We start from the raw sequence: 21035 nt of genomic DNA, 5'->3' as shown, positions 1-21035 counted from the left end.
ACCGGCTCACGCCGCCTGACTCTGCGCCTTCGCGCTGGGCCGGCTTTGCGCCTTGGTGGTGATGAACACGCCGGCCGTGATGATGACAGCGCCTGCCCAGGTCAGCAGCTGATAGTGTTCGCCGAGGAAGATCGTGCCCGCGAACAGCCCGACGGCCGCCGCCACATAGCCGATCTGGCTGAGATAGACCGGGCCGCCCACCGCCTGCAGCCGGAAGAAGAAGGCAAACATTGCCGAAGCCGACGCCATCTGCGCGACGACCACAGACGGTACCGCGCCCAGCGGAACAAACGCTTGCCAGCCGAAAAGCGTCAGGATGCCGAGGAGAAGCAAGGTCGCCGACGCCAGATGGCTGCCCACGGCAAGCTCGATCGGGCCGGTTCCTTCGGGCCAGTCGACGGTGCGGTAGATGTTGCCCGCGGCAAGGCTGACCGGGATCAGCAATCCGATCGTTACCCAGAAATAATCGGCCGGTTGGCCAGCTTCGCCGCGTGTAAGCGCGACCATGACCGCACCGATGAAGCCGACCGCAATGCCGATGACGCCGAGCAGGTTGGGGCGCCGAACGCCAAGCAAGATCGAGAACACGAGCGTGATCACCGGCGATAGCGTGAACATGATGCCCGTATATCCCGCGCCGAGATGCGGGATGGCCGAAAACATCAAGAGGTTGGGAAAGGCATAGGATACCGCCGCCGTGACGAAGAAATAGCGCAGCTTGCGCGCCGTAAGCTTGATGCGCTCGCCACGCAGCAGGAGAGCCAGCAACAGCACGCCGCCGGCACCGAGCGAGATGACGAAGGCCCAGACCATGGCCGGAACGCCGGCGGCGGTCGCAAGCTTGCCGAACGGCAGCGTCAGGCCAAGCAGGGCGCCCGTCACGACCAGCAGGCCAAGCGCCGAATCCCAGAGAAATTTCATCTGATGGTCCTCGTCATCGTCGCCGGCACTTGGCCGCCACTTCATTTTCCGATAAGATAACGAAAAGATTCTTAACGTCAAGATACATGGCAGAATAGATGGACAGGGCAGCAAAGGCGATCGAACAATGGAACAGGGAGAGGCCGGACCTTGACGTCTCGCCGATGGGCGTGATCGGGCGGTTGAATGAAGCATCCTCGCTGATTGCCCGCGAGCGCCTCGCGCCGTTGTTTGCGCGCTATGGATTGCAGGCCGGCGAATTCGACGTGCTGGCCACGTTGCGCCGCTCGGGCGCGCCCTACGCGCTGACCCCGACCGCCCTTTACGAGGCGACGATGGTGACCTCGGGCGCCATGACCAACCGGCTCGACCGGCTCGAAACCTCAGGGTTGATCGTGCGCGGTCCGCACCCCAATGACCGGCGCGGCATCGTCGTGCGGTTGACTGAAAAAGGTCTCGCTTTGATCGACGAGGCCATTGCTGCCCACGTCGCCAACGAGCACGAGATTCTTTCCGGCCTGACGCAAGCCGAACGGGAAACGCTTTCGCGCCTGCTTGAAAAATTGATCGGCAGCGTAAGCTGACCGCTCAGTTCCGATCCTCCGGAAACACCGGGATCGGCATGAACTCGACGCCGTCCTCGGCCAGGCTCTTGGCCTCCTCCAGCGTCGCCTCGCCATAGATGCCGCGCGGGTCGGTCTCGCCGAAATGGATCTTGCGCGCTTCCTCGGCGAATTTGTCGCCGACGTAATCGGCATTCTCGCGAACCTTCTCGGCCATTGCCTTCAGTTGCGCCAGCGCCTGCTTCTGCGCCTCGCCCATGGCGAGCGCTATCGTTTCCTGCTTGCGCGCCGTCGACACGGCCGGCGCCATCAGGGCTTTCTCCACCTTGTGCGAGCCGCAGCTCGGGCAATCGACGAAGCCACGCTTCTTCTGCGTGTCGAAATCGTCATTGCTGCGGAACCAGCCCTCGAACTCGTGCTCGTTTTCGCAGATCAGGGAGAAGCGGATCAAGAGGCCGCTCCCCTGAGACGCGATGTCTCGGACGAACCGGCATTGACAGCGAAATCCCGCGCATTTTTCAGATTGGGGATCTTCTTGCGAGCCGCCAGCGACTGCGCGGAGTCGATCTCGGCGACGATCACCGCCGGCTCATCGTGCGCCGCCTCCGCGATGACGCGGCCCCATGGATCGACGATCAGCGAATGGCCATAGGTTTCGCGGCCGTCCTCGTGAAGGCCGCCTTGCGCAGCAGCCACGACATAGGCGCCGTTCTCGATGGCGCGTGCCCTGAGCAGCACGTGCCAATGCGCCTCGCCGGTTTGGCGGGTGAAGGCGGCGGGCACGGAAAGCAGGTCGGCGCCGGCCAGCGCCTCGGCGCGGAACAGTTGCGGAAACCGCAGGTCGTAACAGACGGCAAAGCCCAGCTTGGCGCCTTCGAGGGCCGTGACGACCGCCTCGGTGCCGGGCTCGTAGGTCGCGGATTCGCGCCAGCTCTCGCCGTTGTCGAGATCGACGTCGAACATGTGGATCTTGTCATAGGACGCGAGCATGGCGCCGTCCGGGCCGAACAGCAGCGCCCGGTTGGCGAGCTTGCCGTCGGCGCGCAGGATGGCGGTCGAGCCGATATGCAGGTGGACGCCAAGTTCGCGGGCCAGTCGGCGGGCGGTCGCGACGATGACGTCCTTGTCCTCTGAGGTGAAAGACGCGGCCTTCTTGTCACGCACCAGCGCTCCGGTCATTTCCGGTGTCTGGATGTAGCTGGCCCCCTGGCCGGCTGCCTCGCGCACCAGCCGCTCGAGCTCGATTGCGTTGCGCTCTGGCCTCTCGCCCGAACGCATCTGGATCGCGGCCGCCTTGAAAACACCCATCGTCATATCCTCAATTCGTCGAGCCATTGGCGAGCAACTTGTCCAGCCGGCCTTGCGCCTCCAGCTCGTGGAGGTCGTCGCAGCCGCCGACATGCGTGTCGCCGACGAAAATCTGCGGAAAGGTTGTGCGGCCATGGGCGCGCGAAATCATCTCCTGGCGCAGTTCCGGTGAAAACGACGCGTCATGCTCCGTATAGGCGATGCCCTTGCGCTCGAGCAGCCGCTTGGCGGCCGTGCAGTAGCCGCACATCATGCGTGTATAGATGGTGACGTCGACCATGACGAATTTCCACTGTTTGTTGCCGACTTATATAGTCGTGGACTCGTCGGCCCGAAAGTCCCCCGGCAGCACGCGTGCGAAGGTCAGCACGTCGACGGCGCCGGCCCCTGCTTTTTTCAGCGCCTTGCTGGCGGCGCGAACCGTGGCGCCCGTGGTGTAGACGTCGTCGATCAAAAGCACGCGGCGGCCGGCGATCTCGATTTCCGCTTCAGCAGGCACGCGAAAGGCGGCCCGCACATTCTCCTCGCGGTCCTTGCGCTCCAGCCCGACCTGCTGGCGCGTGAGCTTGACACGCCGCATGGCCGAGGGTGCGAAAGACAGGCCGCTGAGCTCGCAGACCGCCCTCGCCAATTCCGCCGACTGGTTGAACCGCCGCCTGAAGAAGCGACGCCAGTGCAGCGGGACCGGCACCACCACATCCGCCTCGGCAATGAGGTCGGCGCCGGCGCGCAGCATCCAACGCGCCATCCACGGCGCCAGGTCGGTGCGATCCTGGTATTTCAGCCCCTGCACCATCTGGCGGGCGACGCCGGAATAGGCGACGGCCGCCCGCGCCCGCTCGAAGGGCGGCGGATCGGCGATCGCCTCGGCCGACAGAAAGCCCTCACCCATATGGTGGGTGAACGGCGTGCCCATCACCGGGCACCAGGGCCGCTCCAGGAGGCGCAGTTTCGGCCAGCAGGCGCCGCACAGAACGCCGGGCTGCGAGACATGCCTGCGGCAGCCGGCGCAGACAGGCGGGAACAGGATGCGCGCCGGCCAGTTCGCCGCCGACCGTGCAAGGTTCCTGATGTCCAGAGGCTTGATCTTGGGCATGGGATCGGCCACGTGGTGGGTGCTGTGCGCCACTATATCAACTCCATCGGGGAATGGACAAACAAGGATCTGCCCGTTTGCTGCCGATAATGGACACCTCACTGTGGCTGGCGCACAAGCGGCGCGCGCTCGATCATCCGGTCGGCGGCGCGGATTTCCTGATGCGGCGCAGTGCCGACGATCTTGCCGACCGGCTGGGTGCCGTGGAGCGCCGGTTTAGCAAGGCAGCGGTGCTGTTTTGCCAGACGTCGGCCGCAGCCGACATCCTCGCCGCGAGCGGCAAGGTGGCGAACATCGTCCGTGTCGAGGCGGATGCGGCTTTCCTGGGCGATTCCGCCGGCATGGTCGCGCCGCTGGAAACCGTGCCCTTCGAGCCGCAAAGCCTCGACCTGGCGGTGTCGCTCCTGTCGCTGCAGGCCATGAACGACATTCCCGGCATGCTGGTGCAGATCCGCCGTGCGCTGCGTCCGGACGGGCTTTTCCTCGGTGCCTTCGCCGGCGCCGGCACGCTCGGCGAGTTGCGTGAAAGCCTGCTGGCGGCCGAGACCGAGCTTCACGGCGGCGCCAGCCCGCGCGTCATTCCGTTCACCGACGTTCGCGACGCGGGAGCGCTGCTGCAGCGCGCCGGCCTGACTCTGCCGGTCGCCGATGTCGAGACGGTGACGGTGCGCTATGACAGTCTTTTCAACCTGATGGCCGATTTGCGCGCCATGGGCGAAACCAGCGCGCTTGCCGATCGCAGCCGGCGGCCGGGCACACGCCAGCTGTTCGCCCGCGCCGCGCAAATCTACGCCGAGCGGTTTTCGGATCCCGACGGCCGCATCCGCGCAAGCTTTTCGATGGTCTGGATGTCCGGCTGGGCGCCCGATGCATCGCAGCAAAAGCCGCTCAAGCCGGGTTCGGCCAAGATCTCGCTGAAGACTGTGTTGGAGCAGCCCAAGGGGCAATGACAGTGTCCGCGGACGCGGACAGCCAGATCAGGGTGCGAAAGCGTTGGCAAGCCTGCTGCCATTGTCGCTGAACAGCCAGGTGATCGCGTTGAAGACCTGGCTGATGCCGCCGACGATCGTCAGCGACAGTACGGCGACGATCAAGCCGTATTCGACGGCCGTGGCGCCCTTTTCATCGTTCAGGAAACGCAGCAGCACTGTTTTCATCACGTCGATCCCTCTTGCCGGAACCATACCGCCGACCTGTTAAGAAAGGTTAACGGCACAGGCTTAATAGGCGATGAAACCGCCGCCTCTGAAAATGTCTTGGACCCGATCAGCAGTCGCCGCTGGTCCGGCCGTCGGATCGGATGATGCAGACCGAATCGGGCTGCGGCTGAAGCACGCTGCGGCGCACCGTATAGGTATCGCGACGAGTGATCGAACCAGTGGCAGTCATGTCGAGACCGCTGGCAAAATTCCGAGCCGATTGCGAGCGCGTCTGGCTCTCGAGGAAGGGCGTTGCGATCAGGGCCAGCGCCACCGCGGCCGACCCGAACAGCAGCGTGACGCGCAGCACGCCCATGCCCGCATCCGCGGCGCGAAAACTGCGGTCGGGCCGGATCGAATCCCAATCCCTGTCTAGGCTCATGCTGTCGCTCCCCAGAAAATCGCCGGCACGGCCGCGACGAGGCAGCCTTGCATCAATTTTTCATGATGAGATAAATCTTCCATTAATGCTGGCTTATGCGCCCCGCAGCTCCGCTCAGCCACAGGCCGCTAGCGGTTCTGTTCGCCTACAGGAGGTCGATCAGGAACGGGATCAGCGGAGCGTCGGCCGGCGGCATCGGGTAGTCGCGCATCTGCCTGGGCCGCACCCATTTCAGCGCCTGCCCCTCCTTCGGCTGGGCGATGCCGCGAAAGCGGCGGCAGATGAAAAGCGGCATCAAAAGATGGAAATCGTCGTAGCTATGGCTGGCGAAGGTGAGCGGTGCCAGGCACGGGATGTCGGTCTCGATCCCGATCTCCTCATAGAGTTCGCGGATAAGGCATTGCTCCGGCGTCTCGCCGGGCTCGACCTTGCCGCCGGGAAACTCCCAGAGCCCGGCAAGCTGCTTGCCCTCGGGCCGCTGCGCCAGGAGCACGCGCCCGTCGGCGTCGACCAGGGCGCAGGCGGCGACCAGGAGCAGGCGCTTGCCGGCGATCGTCACATCATTCATGCCCGATTTCACCCATGAACAGGCGGCCGGCGGTAGTGGTAGCGATAGACCTCGTCGAAGCCGAGCGAATGATAGAGCGCCAGCGCCGGCACATTGCCGGCCTCGACCTGCAGCCAGGCTTCCCGCGCGCCGCGCAGCCGCGCCCATTTCAGCGCCGACAGGATCAGGTTGCGGCCGTGGCCCTTGTTGCGTGCCGACTTGTCGGTGGCGACCTCGAACAGGCCGGCGAGATCGCCGTCATGGACGCAGATCAGCGTGGCCAGTGGTTCCGCTCCAGCCTCGAGCGCGAACAGCCCGGCCTCGGGCTGGATGGCGCCGATGATCTCCGACAGGCCTGGCCGCAGCGACGCGTCCGAGCCGCTGACCTTGAGCGATGCGCCGATGAAGCGGCTGATGTCCTTCAACGGGATCTGGTCCATGGCGGCATCGAGCTGGGCATCGGCCAGCGGCAGCCGCATCACCAGCGATTCGTCGAACCGGCTCCAACCCTCGCGGTCGAGATGGCTGGCGAGATCCGGACCCGATAGCGGCGACATGCGGAAGGTCAGCGGCCTGCCATAGGCATCGAAACGACGGCTGGCGCGACCGATGCGGTCGGCAATGTGCTGGGTGTCGCCGGGGTCGAGCGGATTGACAGAATTCAGCCGCTTGGCCGGATGCCCGGCCGTCAGCCGCACCACCCAGGTGCCGTCATAATGGACTGCCGCCGCGGGCCAGGCGCGGAACCCGGCCGCCTCATAGCGGCGCACTGTCGCCAGCATGCTGGCCGGATGTTTGGAAACCAAGTCCGTCAGCTCCGGTAGTCGCCATTGATGGCGACGTATTCCTTGGTGAGGTCGCAGGTCCACACCGTCGCCTTGCCGCGGCCGATGCCGATATCGGCGCGGATGCGGATGTCGTCGCGCTTCATATACGCCGAGGTCGCTTCCTCCGAATAGGCCGGATCGCGCTCGCCCTCATGCGCCAGCCTGTTGTCGCCGAACCAGATCGACAGGCGGTCGCGGTCAGCCGGCTCGCCGGCCTTGCCGACGGCCATGACGACGCGACCCCAATTGGCGTCCTCGCCGGCGACCGCCGTCTTGACCAGCGGCGAATTGGCGATCGAGAGCGCGATGCGCTTGGCCGAGCGCGCCGATTTCGCGCCGGTAACGGTGACTTCGACCTGCTTGCGGGCGCCCTCACCGTCGCGCACCACTTGCAGCGCCAGCGACTTCAGCACTTTGCCGAGCGCACGGCGGAAGGCCCCCAGACGGGCATCCTTGGGGTCGGTTATCTCCGGCGCGCCGCGTTTGGCGGCCTTTCCGGTGGCGAAGAGCAGCAGCGTGTCGCTTGTGGAGGTGTCGCTGTCGACGGTCACCGCGTTGAAGGTCTTGGCCGTGCCGCGCGACAGCAGATCCTGCAGCACGGGGGCGGCGATCGGCGCATCGGTGGCGACAAAGGACAGCATCGTGGCCATGTCGGGTGCGATCATGCCGGCGCCCTTGGAAATGCCGTTGATGGTGACATCGGTCTCGCCGAGCTTAACGGTCTGCGTCGCCACCTTCGGATAAGTGTCCGTGGTCATGATGGCCTTGGCCGCCTCGGTCCACAGGTCGGGCTTGCCGTTGCTGACCAGACCAGCCAGCAGATGGCTGAACTTGGTTGTGTCAAGCGGCTCGCCGATGACACCGGTCGAGGCCAGGAACACCTCGCCTGGCGTGCAGCCGGCAGCCTTGGCTGCCGCTTCGCCCGTCAGCGCGGTGGAGTCCCGGCCCTTCTTGCCGGTGAAGGCGTTGGCGTTGCCGGAATTGACGACGAGCACCCGGGCCTTGCCCGCGGCAAGGTTCTGCCGGCAGAAATCGACTGGCGCCGAGGGGCATTTCGACTTTGTGAACACGCCGGCGACCGCCGTGCCGGGCTCGAAGACCATGGCCAGGAGATCGGTGCGGTTCTTGTATTTTATCCCCGCTTCGGCGGTGGCGATGCGCACCCCCTCGATCTCAGGCATCTTGGGGTATTTCTTCGGCGCGAGCGGCGAAATCGTCGTGGACATGGAACCTCGGACGGGAAAAATCGGCGGAGAAACGCCGGTTTGCCCGATACGGCGCGCCCGCGCAAGGCGTTTTGGTGGCGGCGTGAGAACCGGAATTGGCCTTGACCGGTTCGCAGCCGGCTCCGTTGCAGTTCGCTGGCACCGCCCTGCCCAGGTTGCGATCTCTCCCGAGGGCAGCTTCTGACCCTGGCCCTGGTATTTCTGGGAGCCGTTGCGACTCGGCGCGGGAGCGCGGGCAGAGTTGGTCAGCACCGATGGCGGCCTGCGCATCGTGCGGGGGGACATGGCAGGCAAATGTCTCCTGCCTCAGCCGCCAAGAACGGGCCGTTTCGTTTCATCGCCGGATCACTTATATTGCCGGCCTAAACCGACGGCGAGGGCGACAGGATGGCCGAAGAGGCGGATACGGCGCGTAAGTCCATCGGTGCGCGGCGCAATCCCGACAGCGCGGAAGCCATTCTCGATGCCGCCGAGGCGGTGTTGGTCGAGGCCGGCTATGCCGGCTTCTCGATCGAGGCCGTGGCGCGGCGGGCGCGTGCCGGAAAGCCGACCATCTATCGCTGGTGGCCGAGCAAGGCCTCGCTGCTGCTGGAGGTCTACCAGCGCCAGAAACGCGTCGATGTTCCCGATACGGGAAGACTGGAAGAGGATCTCGTCGGCTTCCTCAAGAACCTGTTCGCGCACTGGCGCGAGACGTCGTCGGGCAGCGTGTTCAGGTCGCTGATCGCCGAGGCGCAGTCGGACGAAACGGCGGCCACGGCCCTTGCCGGCTATACCGGCGGGCGCCGGGCCCACACCGGCCAGATCATCGAGCGCGCCAAGGCAAGGGGCGAGGTCGCGGCCGATGTCGATCCGGCTGTGGCCGCCGACCTGGTGGCTTCCTATGCGTGGCGGCAGCTCCTGACCAACCGGCTCGACGAAGACGAGGCGACGATACGCAAGGTGGTCCGCTATCTCCTGCGAGGCATAGAGGGGCCCGACGGCTGAACTGACGCAACAAGGGCGCGGCGCCCTTTGGCCACCGCGCCCCTTTTTCGAAACCGTTCTGGTTTACTTGGCGCTTTCCAGCGTATCGACGGCCTTCTTCAAATTGGCATCGGGAATTTCGACCTTGGCATCGGCGCGCAGCGACTTGACCAGCGCGAAATACTTGTCGCGGATGACCGCCTGCTTGGCCTGGTCCTTGACGTCGTCGAAGGCCGGCGGCTGCTTGGTGCGCTTGTCCTCGAGCTTGATCACATGCCAGCCGAACTGCGACTGCACCGGCTGCTCGGTGTATTTGCCGACCTCGAGCGCGAAAGCGGCCTTGTCGAATTCCGGCACCATCTGGCCAGGTCCGAACCAGCCGAGATCGCCGCCACTGGTCTTGCCGCTCGGATCCGAGGTGTGCTCGTTGGCGAGCTTCTGGAAATCGGCGCCGCCGTCGAGTTGCTTGATAATCGCCTCGGCCTCTTCCTTCGTCTTCACGAGGATGTGACGGGCATGCACCTCGTTGACCGGCGGCGTGTTGGCGATCTCCTGGTCGTAGCGGGCGCGGATCTCGGCGTCGGTGACCTTGTCAACGACGCCCTTCTCGACCATCTCGCCATGCAGCGCGCGCTGCTGCAGGAAGGCCATGCGGCGCTGGAAATCGGGATCCTTGTCGAGACCGGTCGAGACGGCCTGGGCGGCCATGACGCGGATCTCGATTGCGGCCGAAAGCGCCGCGGCGCGGCGTTGCTCGGCCGGGAGTTGCGCGAACTGCTGCGACAGCTCGCCTTCGGCAAGCACGAGATCTGCTTCGGTGAGGGGTTGGCCGTTGACGGTGGCAACCACTGTATTCGGATCGACCGGTGCGGCCGGTGCCGCTGGTGGTGCCGGCTGGGCTGGTGCGGTTTCCTGCGCCATCAGCGGCGACAGGCAAAGAGCCGACAGGCCGACGGCCAGGCCGAGGCTGGCGAGCGACGCACGGCGGAACAACAAGGACATTAAGATGACTCCGATGAGGATGTGAAGGACGGGAGGCTTCCAGATCAGCCAGATTGTGGCCGAATTTGGCGCGACCGGCAGGGCCAGCGCGGCGTTGACATCAGTTGAGCCCCCTCTTATCTGTCCAACGACTTTGCGTCCAGAACCGTTTTCCGGGCGCTTTTTGCGTTGCCCGTATACAGGCGGCGCATTCACGTGGATTTGATGGGGCCGGCCGGCGCTCGTCTCAGTTTGAGAATTCTATCGAAAGGACCATTGGATGGTCAGTCTCGGCGGTCTCGCCCGTAAGGTTTTCGGCTCCTCCAACGACCGCAGGGTCAAGTCGACCCGGCCCCGTGTCGAGGCGATCAACGCCATGGAAAACGAGATGCGGGCGCTCTCCGATGCAGAGCTCGCCGGCCGCACGGAAAAGTTCCGCCAAGACATCGCCAACGGCGCCAGCCTCGAGGACCTGCTGATCCCGGCCTTCGCCACCGCCCGCGAGGCGGCGCGCCGCGTGCTCGGCATGCGCCCCTTCGACGTCCAGCTGATCGGCGGCATGGTGCTGCACAATGGCGGCATCGCCGAGATGCGCACCGGTGAGGGCAAGACGCTGGTCGCGACCTTGCCCGTTTATCTCAATGCACTGGCCGGCAATGGCGTCCACGTCGTCACCGTCAACGATTATCTCGCCACCCGCGACTCCGAATGGATGGGCCGTGTCTACAAGTTCCTCGGCCTCTCGGTCGGCGTCATCGTCCATGGCCTGTCCGACGAGGAGCGCCGCGTCGCCTACGCCGCCGACGTCACCTATGCCACCAACAACGAACTCGGCTTCGACTATCTGCGCGACAACATGAAGTACGAGCGCGCCCAGATGGTGCAGCGCGGTCACAACTACGCGATCGTCGACGAAGTCGATTCCATCCTGGTCGACGAGGCGCGCACCCCGCTGATCATTTCCGGTCCCCTCGAGGACCGTTCGGAAATGTACAACACCATCGACACTTTCATCATCCAGCTGCAGCCGCAGGATTATGAGATCGACGAGAAGCAGAAGACCTCCATCTTCACCGAGGAAGGCACCGAGAAGCTCGAGAACCTGCTGCGCGACGCCGGCCTCTTGAAGGGCGAGTCGCTCTATGACGTCGAGAACGTCGCCATCGTCCATCACGTCAACAATGCGCTGAAGGCGCACCGCCTGTTCCAGCGCGACAAGGACTATATCGTGCGCAATGGTGAGATCGTCATTATCGACGAGTTCACCGGCCGCATGATGCCCGGCCGCCGCTATTCGGAAGGCCTGCACCAGGCGCTTGAAGCCAAGGAGCATGTGGCGATCCAGCCGGAGAACCAGACGCTCGCCTCCGTTACCTTCCAGAACTATTTCCGCCTCTACAAGAAGCTTTCCGGCATGACCGGCACCGCGCTGACCGAGGCCGAGGAATTCGGCAACATCTACGGCCTCGAAGTCACCGAGATCCCGACCAACCTGCCGGTCATCCGCAAGGACGAGGACGACGAGGTCTACCGGACGGTCGAGGAGAAATACAAGGCGATCGTCAAGGAGATCCGCGAAGCCAGCGCCAAGGGCCAGCCGACGCTGGTCGGCACCACCTCGATCGAGAAGTCCGAGCAACTGGCCGAGCGGCTGCGCAAGGAAGGTTTTAAGGATTTCGAGGTGCTGAACGCCCGCCATCACGAGCGCGAGGCGGCGATCGTCGCCCAGGCGGGCAAGCCCGGCGCCATCACCATCGCCACCAACATGGCCGGCCGCGGCACCGACATCAAGCTCGGCGGCAATGCCGAGATGCGCATCGCCGAGGAACTGGGCGACATGCCCGAAGGGCCCGAGCGCGAGGCGCGGGAAAAGGAAATCTATGCCGACGTCGAGCGCCTGAAGGAAAAGGCGCTGGCTGCCGGCGGCCTCTACGTGCTCGCCACCGAACGCCACGAGTCACGCCGCATCGACAACCAGCTTCGTGGCCGCTCCGGCCGCCAGGGCGACCCCGGCCGCTCGAAATTCTTCCTGTCGCTGCAGGACGATCTGATGCGCATCTTCGGCTCCGAGCGCATGGACGGCATGTTGCAGAAGCTCGGCCTCAAGGAAGACGAGGCCATCATCCATCCCTGGATCAACAAGGCGCTGGAAAAGGCGCAGAAGAAGGTCGAGGCGCGCAACTTCGACATCCGCAAGAATCTTCTGAAATATGACGACGTCTCGAACGACCAGCGCAAGGTTGTGTTCGAACAGCGCATCGAGCTGATGGACGGCGAAGGTCTGTCGGAGACCATTGCCGAGATGCGCGAAGGCGTCATCGACGAGATCGTCGCCAAGGCCATTCCCGAGAACGCCTATGCCGAGCAGTGGGATGTCGCCGGGCTGAAGGCCGAGGTCGCCGAGTTCCTCAATCTCGACCTGCCGATCGAGGAATGGGCCAAGGAAGAAGGCATCGCCGAGGACGACATTCGCGAGCGCATCACGCAAGCCGCCGACGCCGCCGCCAAGGAGCGCGCCGAGCGCTTCGGGCCCGAGGTGATGACCTATGTCGAGCGCTCCGTGGTGCTGCAGACGCTCGACCATCTATGGCGCGAGCACATCGTCAATCTCGACCATCTGCGTTCGGTTGTCGGCTTCCGCGGCTACGCCCAGCGCGATCCTTTGCAGGAATACAAGAGCGAGGCGTTCGAGCTGTTCCAGGCGATGCTGGGCAATCTGCGCCAGGCCGTCACCGCGCAGCTGATGCGCGTCGAACTGGTCCGCCAGGCTGCCGAGGCCCCGCCGCCGGAAGCCCCCGACATGTTCGGCACGCATATTGACGGTACCACCGGCGAGAACGATTTCGAAGGCGGCGAAACCGCCCTTCTGGTGCGCCAGGAAAGCAACGCCATCGTCGCCCCCGAAGACCGCGACCCCAACAACCCCGCCACCTGGGGCAAGGTCGGCCGCAACGAAGCGTGCCCCTGCGGCTCCGGCAAGAAATACAAGCACTGCCACGGCGCTTTCGCGTAAGGAAAACCCGCAGGGCTCACATTCCCGGATTTCTGATCCGGGCGCGATTCCTACGTGCTCAGATCAGCCCGGAATCGCGCGCGGCGGCGGTCGCCTCGCCACGCGAAATGGCGTCCAGCTTGCCCAGCACCGCCGAGACATGATGATCGACGGTCTTCGGTGAGATGGTCAGGTGCTCGGCTATTCTCTTGTTGGAAAAACCGCGTTCGATCAGTTGCAGGACCTGCATCTGGCGCAGCGTCAGACCAGCTTGATTGGCGCGCGTGCTCTGCCGTGGTCCCCTTGCAATGTTATTGACGCCATTCTGCCGCATGACGGCGCGGACGTGCTGGGCGACCGGCCGGGCACCGAGCCCCTCGAATATATCCAGGGCCAGGCGCAGGGCCGGCTCGTCGCCGCGCAGCAGGGCGAGCGCCTGCTCGAACGGAGCACCCAGCCGGGCCCACAGCGTCGCGGCACCGTGCCAATCGCCGGCGAGCAGCAGGCGATAGGGCTCCGCCATGCCGGTCGTATCGCCAGGGTCGCTTTCAGGCGACAAGAGCAGCCGCCAGACGGCCAGTTCGGCGAACATCGCCCTCGTCGGCGACAGGCTTTCTGCCAGCTCGATCAGGCGAAGCGCCTCACTGGCGTCGCCTTGCCCAAGCCATGCCAGTTCGGCCATCGACGCCGTGTAAGGCACCAGCCGCTGCAGCTCCATTCCCCTGTCCAGGAACCGCTTCATTTCCTCCAGCACAGGCCCAGCCGGATCGCCTCGCCTTATGCGCAGTTTCGCCAGCGCGACCAAGGATGGGTAACGCACCAGGGCCGTCGTTGCAGCATCGTCGATGACGTCGAGAGCCATGGCGGCCGCATCGTCCCAAAGGCCGCGTCGCAAAAGCAGCTGCGCCTGCACGCCCCGCATATAGTCGCGCCAGGTCGCGAGGTCGTTCTCAACGCAATAGGCAATGCCGCGGTCGAGAAAGGATTGCGCGCGCATAAGATCGAGCTGGTTCATTTCGGCGCAGGCGCAATTGGTGAAGCCGCGTGCCGCGTGCTCCTGGAAATTCTGCACGAGCGCGATTTCAAGGCTGCGGGCGAGGTGAAGCCGGCCTTTGGCCAGGTCAAGCCACTGCTCGGCCGAGCCAAGATTGTTGAGCGCGTGGCAGATTATCTCCGGCTTGTTCAACCGTTCGGCCAGAGCGACTGCCTTGCCGCCAAGCAGCAGCGTCTCATCGAGCTTCTCGGCCAGCATCGCCAGCTGCGAGAGATTGGAATAGGCCATGGCAAGCTCCGGACTGGCAGGCGCCTGTTCCAGCAGTTCCACTGCCTGGGCCCCGAACAGGTCCGCCTGTTCGCGGTCACCCACCAAATAGGCGAAGCGCGACAGGCATCTGAGGCTGTCGCCCTCCCTGAGCGTGTCGCCCAGCGCCTGCTGTAGCCGGCGCGCCTGGCTCTGCGCCTCGATGGCCGCATCGATGCGGCCGATCAGATGGCATTCAAACGCATATCCTTCGTAAAGCCTCGCCCGGTCGCTCATCGGCAGGCTGTCGGCATGCCGCAAGGCGACCTCGTAGTAGCCGGCGGCATCGCGATGCGCGCCGACGCGGGAAGCCTCGCGCGCTGCGAGCGGGGCAAGCTCGCGCACCGCCTCCAGATTCTGGGCCTCCACCGCGTGGTGCACAAGCCTTGCGGTAGCCACCTCGGCGTTTTCCTGCAGTGCGGAAAGCGCGCGTTGGTTGAATTCGCGCCGACGGCTCGAGGTCAGCGCCATCTCGATGGCGCGACGGGCGATCTCGTGCCGGAAGGCATAGCCATCGCCGAGATCGTCGAGCAAGCCATTCGAGACACATTCCGCCAGCTGGCCGGCGCTGGCGACGCCACAGAGGCCGCGCAGCGCCCAGGCATCGGCGCGGCGTGGAAACACAGACACCGCGTCGAGCATCGAGCGCGCTCCCTGCGACAGGCGCTCGGCACGCGCCAGCACGGCGTCGCGGACGCTGGCCGGCGGGATCATCTCGCTTTCGGCAGCCAGCAATTCGGTGACGAAGAAGGCGTTGCCCGCGGTGGCGCGATAGATTGCGCTGCCGTCGCGGTTGGCTGCTTCGGCAAGCGACAACACCGCCGCCTCGCTGAGCAGTGGCACTTCGATGCGCTGGACGTTGCCGGCTGGAATTTCGCCGAGCACCCGGCGCGCACGCATCTGCCCTTCGCTGCGGTCGGTGCGTGCCGTGAACAGCACCAGCATATGCGTGTTGGTGATGCGCCGGCCCAGGAAACGGACGAAATCCAGGGTCGCGTCGTCGGCCCAGTGCATATCCTCGATGACCAGCAAACCCGGCCGAGACCTCGCCTCGAAAACCTCGAGAGCGTCTGAAAACAGGGGCAGCCGCTGACCTTGGCGGTCGTCGATTGCCCGGGGCAGTGCCCACTGCGCGTCCCGGGCCAGATCATAGAGCGGTCCAAGCGGATCGGGAATCGACAGGTCCTCGCAAGCGCTGCGGAATATGGAAACGTGCTGCCCGGCACGGGTTACGAACGCCTCGACGAGTGCCGTCTTGCCGGCGCCGGCCTCGCCCAGCAATGCCGCCACGCGGCCGCGACCGCGCGCGGCCTCCGCGAGCAGTTCCTCCAACTGATCGAGTTGTGCCTGCCGTTCCAGAAGCATCGTCACTGGCCCATAAGTATCGTCGTCCCTCGACCCTTCTCCAAAAATACCCCCGCTTCGGTATCCGCAGTGTGGCTCCCAGACCAAACGTCGAAAACATAGGGAATCGTCCCGCGCAATATGGGGAAAGGCTCCGATGTGCGCTTTCGACGATCGTGATTTTTCTCCAACCGCGCTCATTTCGAGCGTGAATCAGTCACAAAAGGAAGCCACTCCATGCCTCGCTATCTGATCGAACGGACATTCCCCGACGGGCTCAACGTGCCGACGAACGACGTCGGCGCGACGGCGCTCGGCGGCATCATCATGCGCAACGCCGAGAAGGGGGTCACCTGGCTGCACTCCTTCGTGTCGCCCGACAGGAACAAGAGTTTCTGCATCTACGACGCCCCCTCGCCGGAGGCGATCCGCAGCACGGCGCAGAAGAATTCGCTACCGGTGGACAAGATCACGGAGGTGAGGGTCCTGGACCCTTACTTTTATCGCTGACCCTATGGACCAAGGATGGAACAATGAGCGTGAGATCGTCCTGGGCAGCGATGGGTGTCGGCTTTCCGTGCTGTTTCCTCCCGAAACGGCAGCCGCCGTCGTGGCGTTCGACCATGCACCCTCCCGGCGTGGTCTCGCATCGCGGATTGTCTCCGCGCTGCTCGCGCCATTGCGAAGCCGGCGCAGGCGCCTGCCACCGCAAGACGATTATTTAAGGCGGGACGTCGGCCTGCCGGAGCACGAGATGCGGCGGGACTACTGGGAATATTGGTGGTGGCATCAATGAGACCGCCGCCCGGCTAGAGAGGAACGGATCGGACCCGTCCCGCAACTGACGATCCAACGCGCAGGCATGGCAGCAGGGCCTTACAGGCCGGTCCTGCCGCCTGCGCGTCACCAACAACCAATGGAGAATAAAATGAACGTCAATTTCTGGCGCCTTGCCGCGCTGTCCATCATGGCGATCACCGCCACTGCCGCATCTGCGGAGAGTGGCAATCGGCTGGCCGCCGAGGTGCGGGCGGCCAACGGCCGCTTCGTGAATGTCGCGGCGGCCACCGCCGAGGGCTATGCGCCGATTCCCTGCGCCAGCGGCATCACCGGCGGCGCGATGGGCATTCACTACGTCAATGGCGCCTATCTCAAGGACGATGCCGTCGACCTCGCCAAGCCGGAGGCCGTGATGTACGAGCCGATGGCCGATGGCAAGCTGAAGCTGGTGGCCGTCGAATATATCACCGCGAAGGGTCCTGCGTCGCTCGAAGGCCAGCTGTTCAACTTCGACAGCGCTCCCAACCGCTACGGCCTCGGCCCCTTCTACGAACTTCATGTCTGGGCCTGGAAGCCGAACCCGACCGGCGCCTTCGCCGACATGAACCCGAATGTCTCATGCGATGCCATGAAAAAGGCCGACTGACGGCACCGGCCTGCCGGAACAGTGCCGGCAGGCCTTTCAGGCGTCGCGAGGAGAAACCATGCCCGAGATAGCTATCTTCCTGGCAAGGCTGCGCGCCCCACCGTGGCGGCTGATGGCCATCCTCGCTTGGCTGGCGCGCGGACGGCGCCTCCGACATGAGCGGCGTCACCTGGAGGCCATGCCCGATTTCATGCTGAAAGACATCGGCATCAGCCGTTCCGAGATCGACTATGTCGCAACTCACGGCGAAGCGCGCCGCTCTTAGGCTTGGCTGGGAGTTGGAACGACAGAGCGCCTGTCTCCTGCCTGCGGCATGGAACCCACACCGGTCGTCCTCGCTGGCCTCTCTGCCATTGTGTATGCCTCTTCCACCCACCCTTTCTTAAGGTGTCTCCGCTACACCAAAGCCTGGAAAGAAGCGGAAAACGGAGAACAATCGGGGTGCGCTTTTCCGCGGCCACGACAGCCGGGCGGTTCTTGCCGCAGCGTTTGGCGCTGCGCGTGGAGCCGTTGCTTGGCCGCGTCGACGCCGTGCTGTTCACCGCCGACGAGCGCGGCGAGGCCGGCCGCATGTCGGTCATTGCCTTTTCCATCCGCATCGTCAGCGCCGTCATCGCCTTCGTCAGCCAGGTGTTGATGGCACGCTGGATGGGCTCGTTCGAATACGGCATCTTCGTCCTTGTCTGGGTGACCATGGTCATCGTCGGCAATCTCGCCTGCCTCGGCTTCCACACCTCGGTTATCCGCTTCATTCCCGAATACCGCGAGCGCGGCCTCATCGACGAGTTGCGCGGTATCGTCGTGGCCAGCCGCCTGTTCGTCCTGATCGCTTCGACGGTCATCGCCGGGCTCGGCGCACTCGGCGTGTGGCGCGCTTCGTCATGGACTGAAAACTACTATGTCCTGCCGTTCATCCTCGGCGTCATCTGCCTGCCGATGATAGCGCTGTCGGACCTGCTGCAAGGCCAGGCCAGGGCGAACAGCTGGGCGCTGTTCGCCCTGGCGCCGACCTATCTGATACGGCCCGTGCTGATCCTGCTGTTCATGGCGCTGATGCTTTTCGCCGGCTACGCGCCCGACGCGAAGACCGCGATCTTCGCCTCGATCGCCGCCACTTACGTCACCACGCTCGCCCAGCTTATCGGCGTCACCCGGCGCATGGAAAAGCAGATTCCGGCCGGGCCGATGAAGGTGCATTTCGCACAATGGTTCATTGTCTCGCTGCCGATCTTCCTGGTCGAAAGCTTCTTTTTCCTGCTCACCAATGCCGACGTGCTGATGGTCGGCGCCTATATGGACCCCAACGACGTCGCCGTCTATTTCGCCACGGTCAAGACACTGGCGCTGGTGCATTTCGTCTACTTCGCCGTCAAGGCAGGCGTCGCTCAGCGCTATGCCCAGTTCACCCATGGCGAGCCGGAAAAGCTCGCCGCCTTCGCCCGCGAGACGGTGTCGTGGACCTTCTGGCCATCGCTCGCCATGGCTCTGCTGGTGCTGGCGCTTGGCAAACCGATGCTGATGCTGTTCGGTCCCGAATTCACATCGGGTTATCCGCTTCTGTTCCTGCTCGTCTTCGGCGTCGTGGCGCGCGCCGCCGTGGGCCCGTGCGAAAGCCTGCTCACCATGAGCGGCAACCAGAATGTCTGCGCCGCCGTCTATGCCATGACGCTGGCCTTCAACATTGGCCTGAACGTGGTGCTGATCCCGCTCTTCGGCCTGTGGGGCGCCGCAATGGCCACCGCCTTCGCCATGATCTTCGAGGCCGGCGCGCTGTCCTTCACGGTCTGGCGCAAGCTCGGCATCGTCATGGCGATCTTCGTGCCAGCCAAAGGAGCCGCGTGATGGCCGCCATCCCCTTGCTCGAGGAAACCAGCGGCGGCCCCGCCGGCGCCATGGTGTCCGGCCTTGCCGGACTGGGGCGCGACACCGACCCGGCCCATATCGAGATCCTCGCCAACAACCGGCCCGAGCGGAAACTGGCCATCTATCCGGCGTCGGCCGGGTTCGACCTCGTCGAGGAGCTGGATTATCTGTGCGCCCGCACCATCGAGCCCAACGTCTTCTTCAACCCGCGTTTCCTCGCGCCCGCAATGCCCCGGCTGGAAGACCGCGAGGTGCGTCTGGCCGTCATCCGTGACGGCGATGAATACCGCAACCGGCTACGCCTTCTGGTGCCGTTCTCGGTGGAGCGGCCGGTGGTGCCGCTCGGAGTTCCGGTCATGCGCACATGGTCGAGCCCGTTCGGCCCGCTCGGCACCCCGCTGGTCGACCGCGACGATCCGGTCGGTGTCCTCGAGGATTTCTTCTCGATGCTGTCGCGCCCGCATCTGAAGCTGCCGAAAGTGTTCGTCCTGCCCGACATCAGGCTCGACGGCGCGGTGGCGAGCCTGGTTGCCACTGTGGCCGAAACGCGTGGCCTGATGTTGGTCACCACCGGTCACGCCCAGCGTCCGCTGCTCGAGAGCGAACGCGACGCCGAGGACTATCTGAAGGCTTCGCTGCGCGCGCACCATTATCGCGAGTTCCGCCGCCTCAAGCGGCGGCTGGGTGACCTCGGCAAGCTTGAACATGTCGTGGCGCGCGGCCCCGACGAGATCCGTCACGCCATCGAGAGCTTCCTGACGCTGGAGGCGGCCGGCTGGAAGGGCCGCGAGCGCACGGCCATGGCGATCGACCGCTACCGCGCCGCCTTCGCCCGCGAGGCCGTGCACAGGCTGGCCGAGCAGGACCTGTGCCGCATCCATTCGCTGACGCTCGACGGCCGCACCATTGCGTGCCTGATCGTCTTCGTCGAAGCCGGCGTTGCCTACACCTGGAAGACGGCCTACGACGAAACTCTGGCCGGCTATTCGCCAGGCACGCTGCTGATGATCGAGGTGACCAGGCAGCATCTCGACGACCCCAACATCATGATGACCGATTCCTGTGCCGTGCCCGACCATCCGGTGATGAGCAGGCTGTGGACCGAGCGCAAGCCGATGGGCACGCTGGTGATCGGCCTGACGCCGGACGCCGACCGTCTCGCCCGCCAGGCGGCCTCGCAACTGCATCTCTACCGGGAGACCCGCAACATGGCCCGCCTGCTGCGCAACCGGATGAAGAGCCTGCTCAAGAGACGATAGACGCGCTCGCATCTTCTGGAGTGCGTGGATGCTTGCTTCAAGCCTGAGCATTTGGTTGCTTCATGGGATAAACAGTCACTGTATTGATAGCGTTTATTCGCCAGCGCCTGCTTGAGCAACAGTCACAATCTTTCAACAAAGCGCGACAAAGGTGATACGATTTTGGGTATAATTCATGTCGCTTGCCGGCGGCGCATCCGTTTTTCTTGAGCGCTTTTCCTCGTGGCGGACATCAGAATTAGCTAATTCATTCGAACATATAAAGGACATTCACGGAACTTAAGTGGTAACATAAGACCTTTGGGACCAGGCCCTGGGACTTTGGTCCGCCTTCACGAAATCCGGCAGCGAGCATGAGGCTAATCTTCATTGCTCTTCAGGAACTTGAAACGGCCGACCAGATCTAACTTGAGCCACTCGTCCTCTTTCTTCCACGGCGCTTTCGGCGGTGGCGCGCGGATTGCGAGGAACAGGCGCTGAACGCGAGAAATCCACCTGCCGGAACCAGCGGGTGAGCCGCCATGGGAAAGCTGCCGGCGCCAGAATCCTGGACGCGTAGAAGCCCGCCACGGAGCCCTACGGGGACGGTCTTGGGCGAGCGAGCGCCATGTCGAAAGTGTCCGGCAGGTGAGGATGCGCGCCGGTCCGTCTCACCGAAGCCGTGGTCATCGCGTCGACCGGGAGAATAATCGACATGCGAGCATAGTGGTCCGGCCACAGCGGCTTTCCAAACAGGAAGAACACGATCGCGAGAAAACAAATCAGCAGCAGGACGGCGAAGGTGTTCGCGATGATCTCGCCAAGCTGCATGTCTTTCTCCCCGAAGTCGGACACC

22 protein-coding genes are annotated in these 21035 nt (G+C 64.5%); 9 read left to right on the top strand and 13 right to left on the bottom strand.

Annotation, left to right across the window (positions count from 1 at the left end):
- Positions 1-6: 6 nt before the first annotated feature.
- Complete coding sequence (locus FJ972_RS07465) at positions 7-921, bottom strand: DMT family transporter (protein ID WP_140525453.1); 915 nt, start codon at positions 919-921, stop codon at positions 7-9.
- A 98-nt stretch (positions 922-1019) separates the two neighbouring features.
- Here FJ972_RS07465 and FJ972_RS07460 point away from each other — a divergent pair, with 98 nt between their 5' ends.
- Positions 1020-1505 carry a MarR family winged helix-turn-helix transcriptional regulator gene (locus tag FJ972_RS07460; protein WP_140500921.1) on the top strand — a complete coding sequence of 162 codons (486 nt, stop codon included), beginning with the start codon at positions 1020-1022 and terminating at the stop codon, positions 1503-1505.
- 4 nt (positions 1506-1509) lie between these two features.
- On the opposite strand, the gene FJ972_RS07455 is transcribed toward FJ972_RS07460, so the two are convergent.
- The 4 genes from FJ972_RS07455 to FJ972_RS07440 are packed head-to-tail and all read right to left on the bottom strand — an operon-like array spanning position 1510 to position 3900.
- Positions 1510-1935, bottom strand: a complete 426-nt coding sequence (locus tag FJ972_RS07455; protein WP_140500920.1) for a DUF1178 family protein — start codon at positions 1933-1935, stop codon at positions 1510-1512.
- Positions 1932-2792, bottom strand: a complete 861-nt coding sequence (locus FJ972_RS07450) for a carbon-nitrogen hydrolase family protein (protein WP_140525452.1) — start codon at positions 2790-2792, stop codon at positions 1932-1934. Before FJ972_RS07450 ends, FJ972_RS07455 begins: the two co-directional genes overlap by 4 nt.
- A gap of 10 nt (positions 2793-2802) precedes the next feature.
- Entirely contained in the window at positions 2803-3072 is a 270-nt protein-coding gene (gene grxC / locus FJ972_RS07445; protein WP_140500918.1) for a glutaredoxin 3, read from the bottom strand.
- 27 nt (positions 3073-3099) lie between these two features.
- Positions 3100-3900 (bottom strand): ComF family protein, encoded by an 801-nt coding sequence (locus FJ972_RS07440; protein WP_140500963.1) that lies wholly within the window; start codon positions 3898-3900, stop codon positions 3100-3102.
- A gap of 65 nt (positions 3901-3965) precedes the next feature.
- On the opposite strand from FJ972_RS07440, the gene FJ972_RS07435 reads away from it, so the two are divergent.
- A complete protein-coding gene (locus tag FJ972_RS07435) occupies positions 3966-4838 on the top strand; it encodes a methyltransferase domain-containing protein (RefSeq protein ID WP_140525451.1) in 873 nt (290 codons plus the stop codon).
- Positions 4839-4865: 27 nt separating this feature from the next.
- On the opposite strand, the gene FJ972_RS07430 is transcribed toward FJ972_RS07435, so the two are convergent.
- The 5 genes from FJ972_RS07430 to argJ form a co-directional block, all read right to left on the bottom strand.
- Complete coding sequence (locus tag FJ972_RS07430; protein WP_140500916.1) at positions 4866-5045, bottom strand: Flp family type IVb pilin; 180 nt, start codon at positions 5043-5045, stop codon at positions 4866-4868.
- A 109-nt stretch (positions 5046-5154) separates the two neighbouring features.
- Complete coding sequence (locus tag FJ972_RS07425; protein ID WP_140500915.1) at positions 5155-5469, bottom strand: hypothetical protein; 315 nt, start codon at positions 5467-5469, stop codon at positions 5155-5157.
- 145 nt (positions 5470-5614) lie between these two features.
- The gene (locus FJ972_RS07420; protein WP_140525450.1) at positions 5615-6037 is read right to left on the bottom strand and encodes a (deoxy)nucleoside triphosphate pyrophosphohydrolase; all 423 of its coding nucleotides are present in this window, start codon (positions 6035-6037) and stop codon (positions 5615-5617) included.
- Between the two features lie 8 nt (positions 6038-6045).
- Positions 6046-6798: a GNAT family N-acetyltransferase gene (locus FJ972_RS07415; RefSeq protein WP_140500961.1), complete on the bottom strand. Its 753-nt coding sequence runs from the start codon at positions 6796-6798 to the stop codon at positions 6046-6048.
- 29 nt (positions 6799-6827) lie between these two features.
- Positions 6828-8069: a bifunctional glutamate N-acetyltransferase/amino-acid acetyltransferase ArgJ gene (gene argJ, locus FJ972_RS07410; protein WP_140500913.1), complete on the bottom strand. Its 1242-nt coding sequence runs from the start codon at positions 8067-8069 to the stop codon at positions 6828-6830.
- Positions 8070-8456: 387 nt separating this feature from the next.
- On the opposite strand from argJ, the gene FJ972_RS07405 reads away from it, so the two are divergent.
- Positions 8457-9056, top strand: a complete 600-nt coding sequence (locus FJ972_RS07405; protein WP_140525449.1) for a TetR/AcrR family transcriptional regulator — start codon at positions 8457-8459, stop codon at positions 9054-9056.
- A 63-nt stretch (positions 9057-9119) separates the two neighbouring features.
- Here the strand turns inward: FJ972_RS07405 and FJ972_RS07400 are convergent, their stop codons facing one another.
- The gene (locus FJ972_RS07400) at positions 9120-10037 is read right to left on the bottom strand and encodes a peptidylprolyl isomerase (protein WP_140500911.1); all 918 of its coding nucleotides are present in this window, start codon (positions 10035-10037) and stop codon (positions 9120-9122) included.
- Between the two features lie 259 nt (positions 10038-10296).
- On the opposite strand from FJ972_RS07400, the gene secA reads away from it, so the two are divergent.
- Complete coding sequence (secA, locus tag FJ972_RS07395) at positions 10297-13029, top strand: preprotein translocase subunit SecA (protein WP_140525448.1); 2733 nt, start codon at positions 10297-10299, stop codon at positions 13027-13029.
- 58 nt (positions 13030-13087) lie between these two features.
- Here secA and FJ972_RS07390 read toward each other — a convergent pair whose 3' ends face one another.
- Positions 13088-15673, bottom strand: a complete 2586-nt coding sequence (locus FJ972_RS07390) for a helix-turn-helix transcriptional regulator (protein ID WP_140525461.1) — start codon at positions 15671-15673, stop codon at positions 13088-13090.
- Positions 15674-15889: 216 nt separating this feature from the next.
- Here FJ972_RS07390 and FJ972_RS07385 point away from each other — a divergent pair, with 216 nt between their 5' ends.
- From FJ972_RS07385 to FJ972_RS07365, 5 genes are all read left to right on the top strand, one after another.
- Complete coding sequence (locus FJ972_RS07385; RefSeq protein WP_140500909.1) at positions 15890-16162, top strand: DUF4242 domain-containing protein; 273 nt, start codon at positions 15890-15892, stop codon at positions 16160-16162.
- A 418-nt stretch (positions 16163-16580) separates the two neighbouring features.
- Positions 16581-17078: a hypothetical protein gene (locus FJ972_RS07380; protein ID WP_140525447.1), complete on the top strand. Its 498-nt coding sequence runs from the start codon at positions 16581-16583 to the stop codon at positions 17076-17078.
- Positions 17079-17136: 58 nt separating this feature from the next.
- Positions 17137-17343 carry a DUF1127 domain-containing protein gene (locus tag FJ972_RS07375; protein WP_140525446.1) on the top strand — a complete coding sequence of 69 codons (207 nt, stop codon included), beginning with the start codon at positions 17137-17139 and terminating at the stop codon, positions 17341-17343.
- Between the two features lie 176 nt (positions 17344-17519).
- The gene (locus FJ972_RS07370) at positions 17520-18920 is read left to right on the top strand and encodes a lipopolysaccharide biosynthesis protein (RefSeq protein ID WP_140525445.1); all 1401 of its coding nucleotides are present in this window, start codon (positions 17520-17522) and stop codon (positions 18918-18920) included.
- Positions 18920-20200 carry a GNAT family N-acetyltransferase gene (locus FJ972_RS07365; RefSeq protein ID WP_140525444.1) on the top strand — a complete coding sequence of 427 codons (1281 nt, stop codon included), beginning with the start codon at positions 18920-18922 and terminating at the stop codon, positions 20198-20200. The genes FJ972_RS07370 and FJ972_RS07365 overlap by 1 nt, the downstream gene beginning before the upstream one ends.
- Positions 20201-20776: 576 nt before the next feature.
- Here the strand turns inward: FJ972_RS07365 and FJ972_RS07360 are convergent.
- Positions 20777-21010: a polymerase gene (locus FJ972_RS07360; RefSeq protein ID WP_140500900.1), complete on the bottom strand. Its 234-nt coding sequence runs from the start codon at positions 21008-21010 to the stop codon at positions 20777-20779.
- Between the last annotated feature and the right edge of the window lie 25 nt (positions 21011-21035).

Origin of the sequence: Mesorhizobium sp. B2-1-1, from assembly GCF_006442975.2 — a bacterium.
GTDB lineage: Bacteria > Pseudomonadota > Alphaproteobacteria > Rhizobiales > Rhizobiaceae > Mesorhizobium.
The sequence above is the reverse complement of the archived record's forward strand: the minus strand, read 5'-3'. Positions and strand labels throughout refer to the sequence as shown.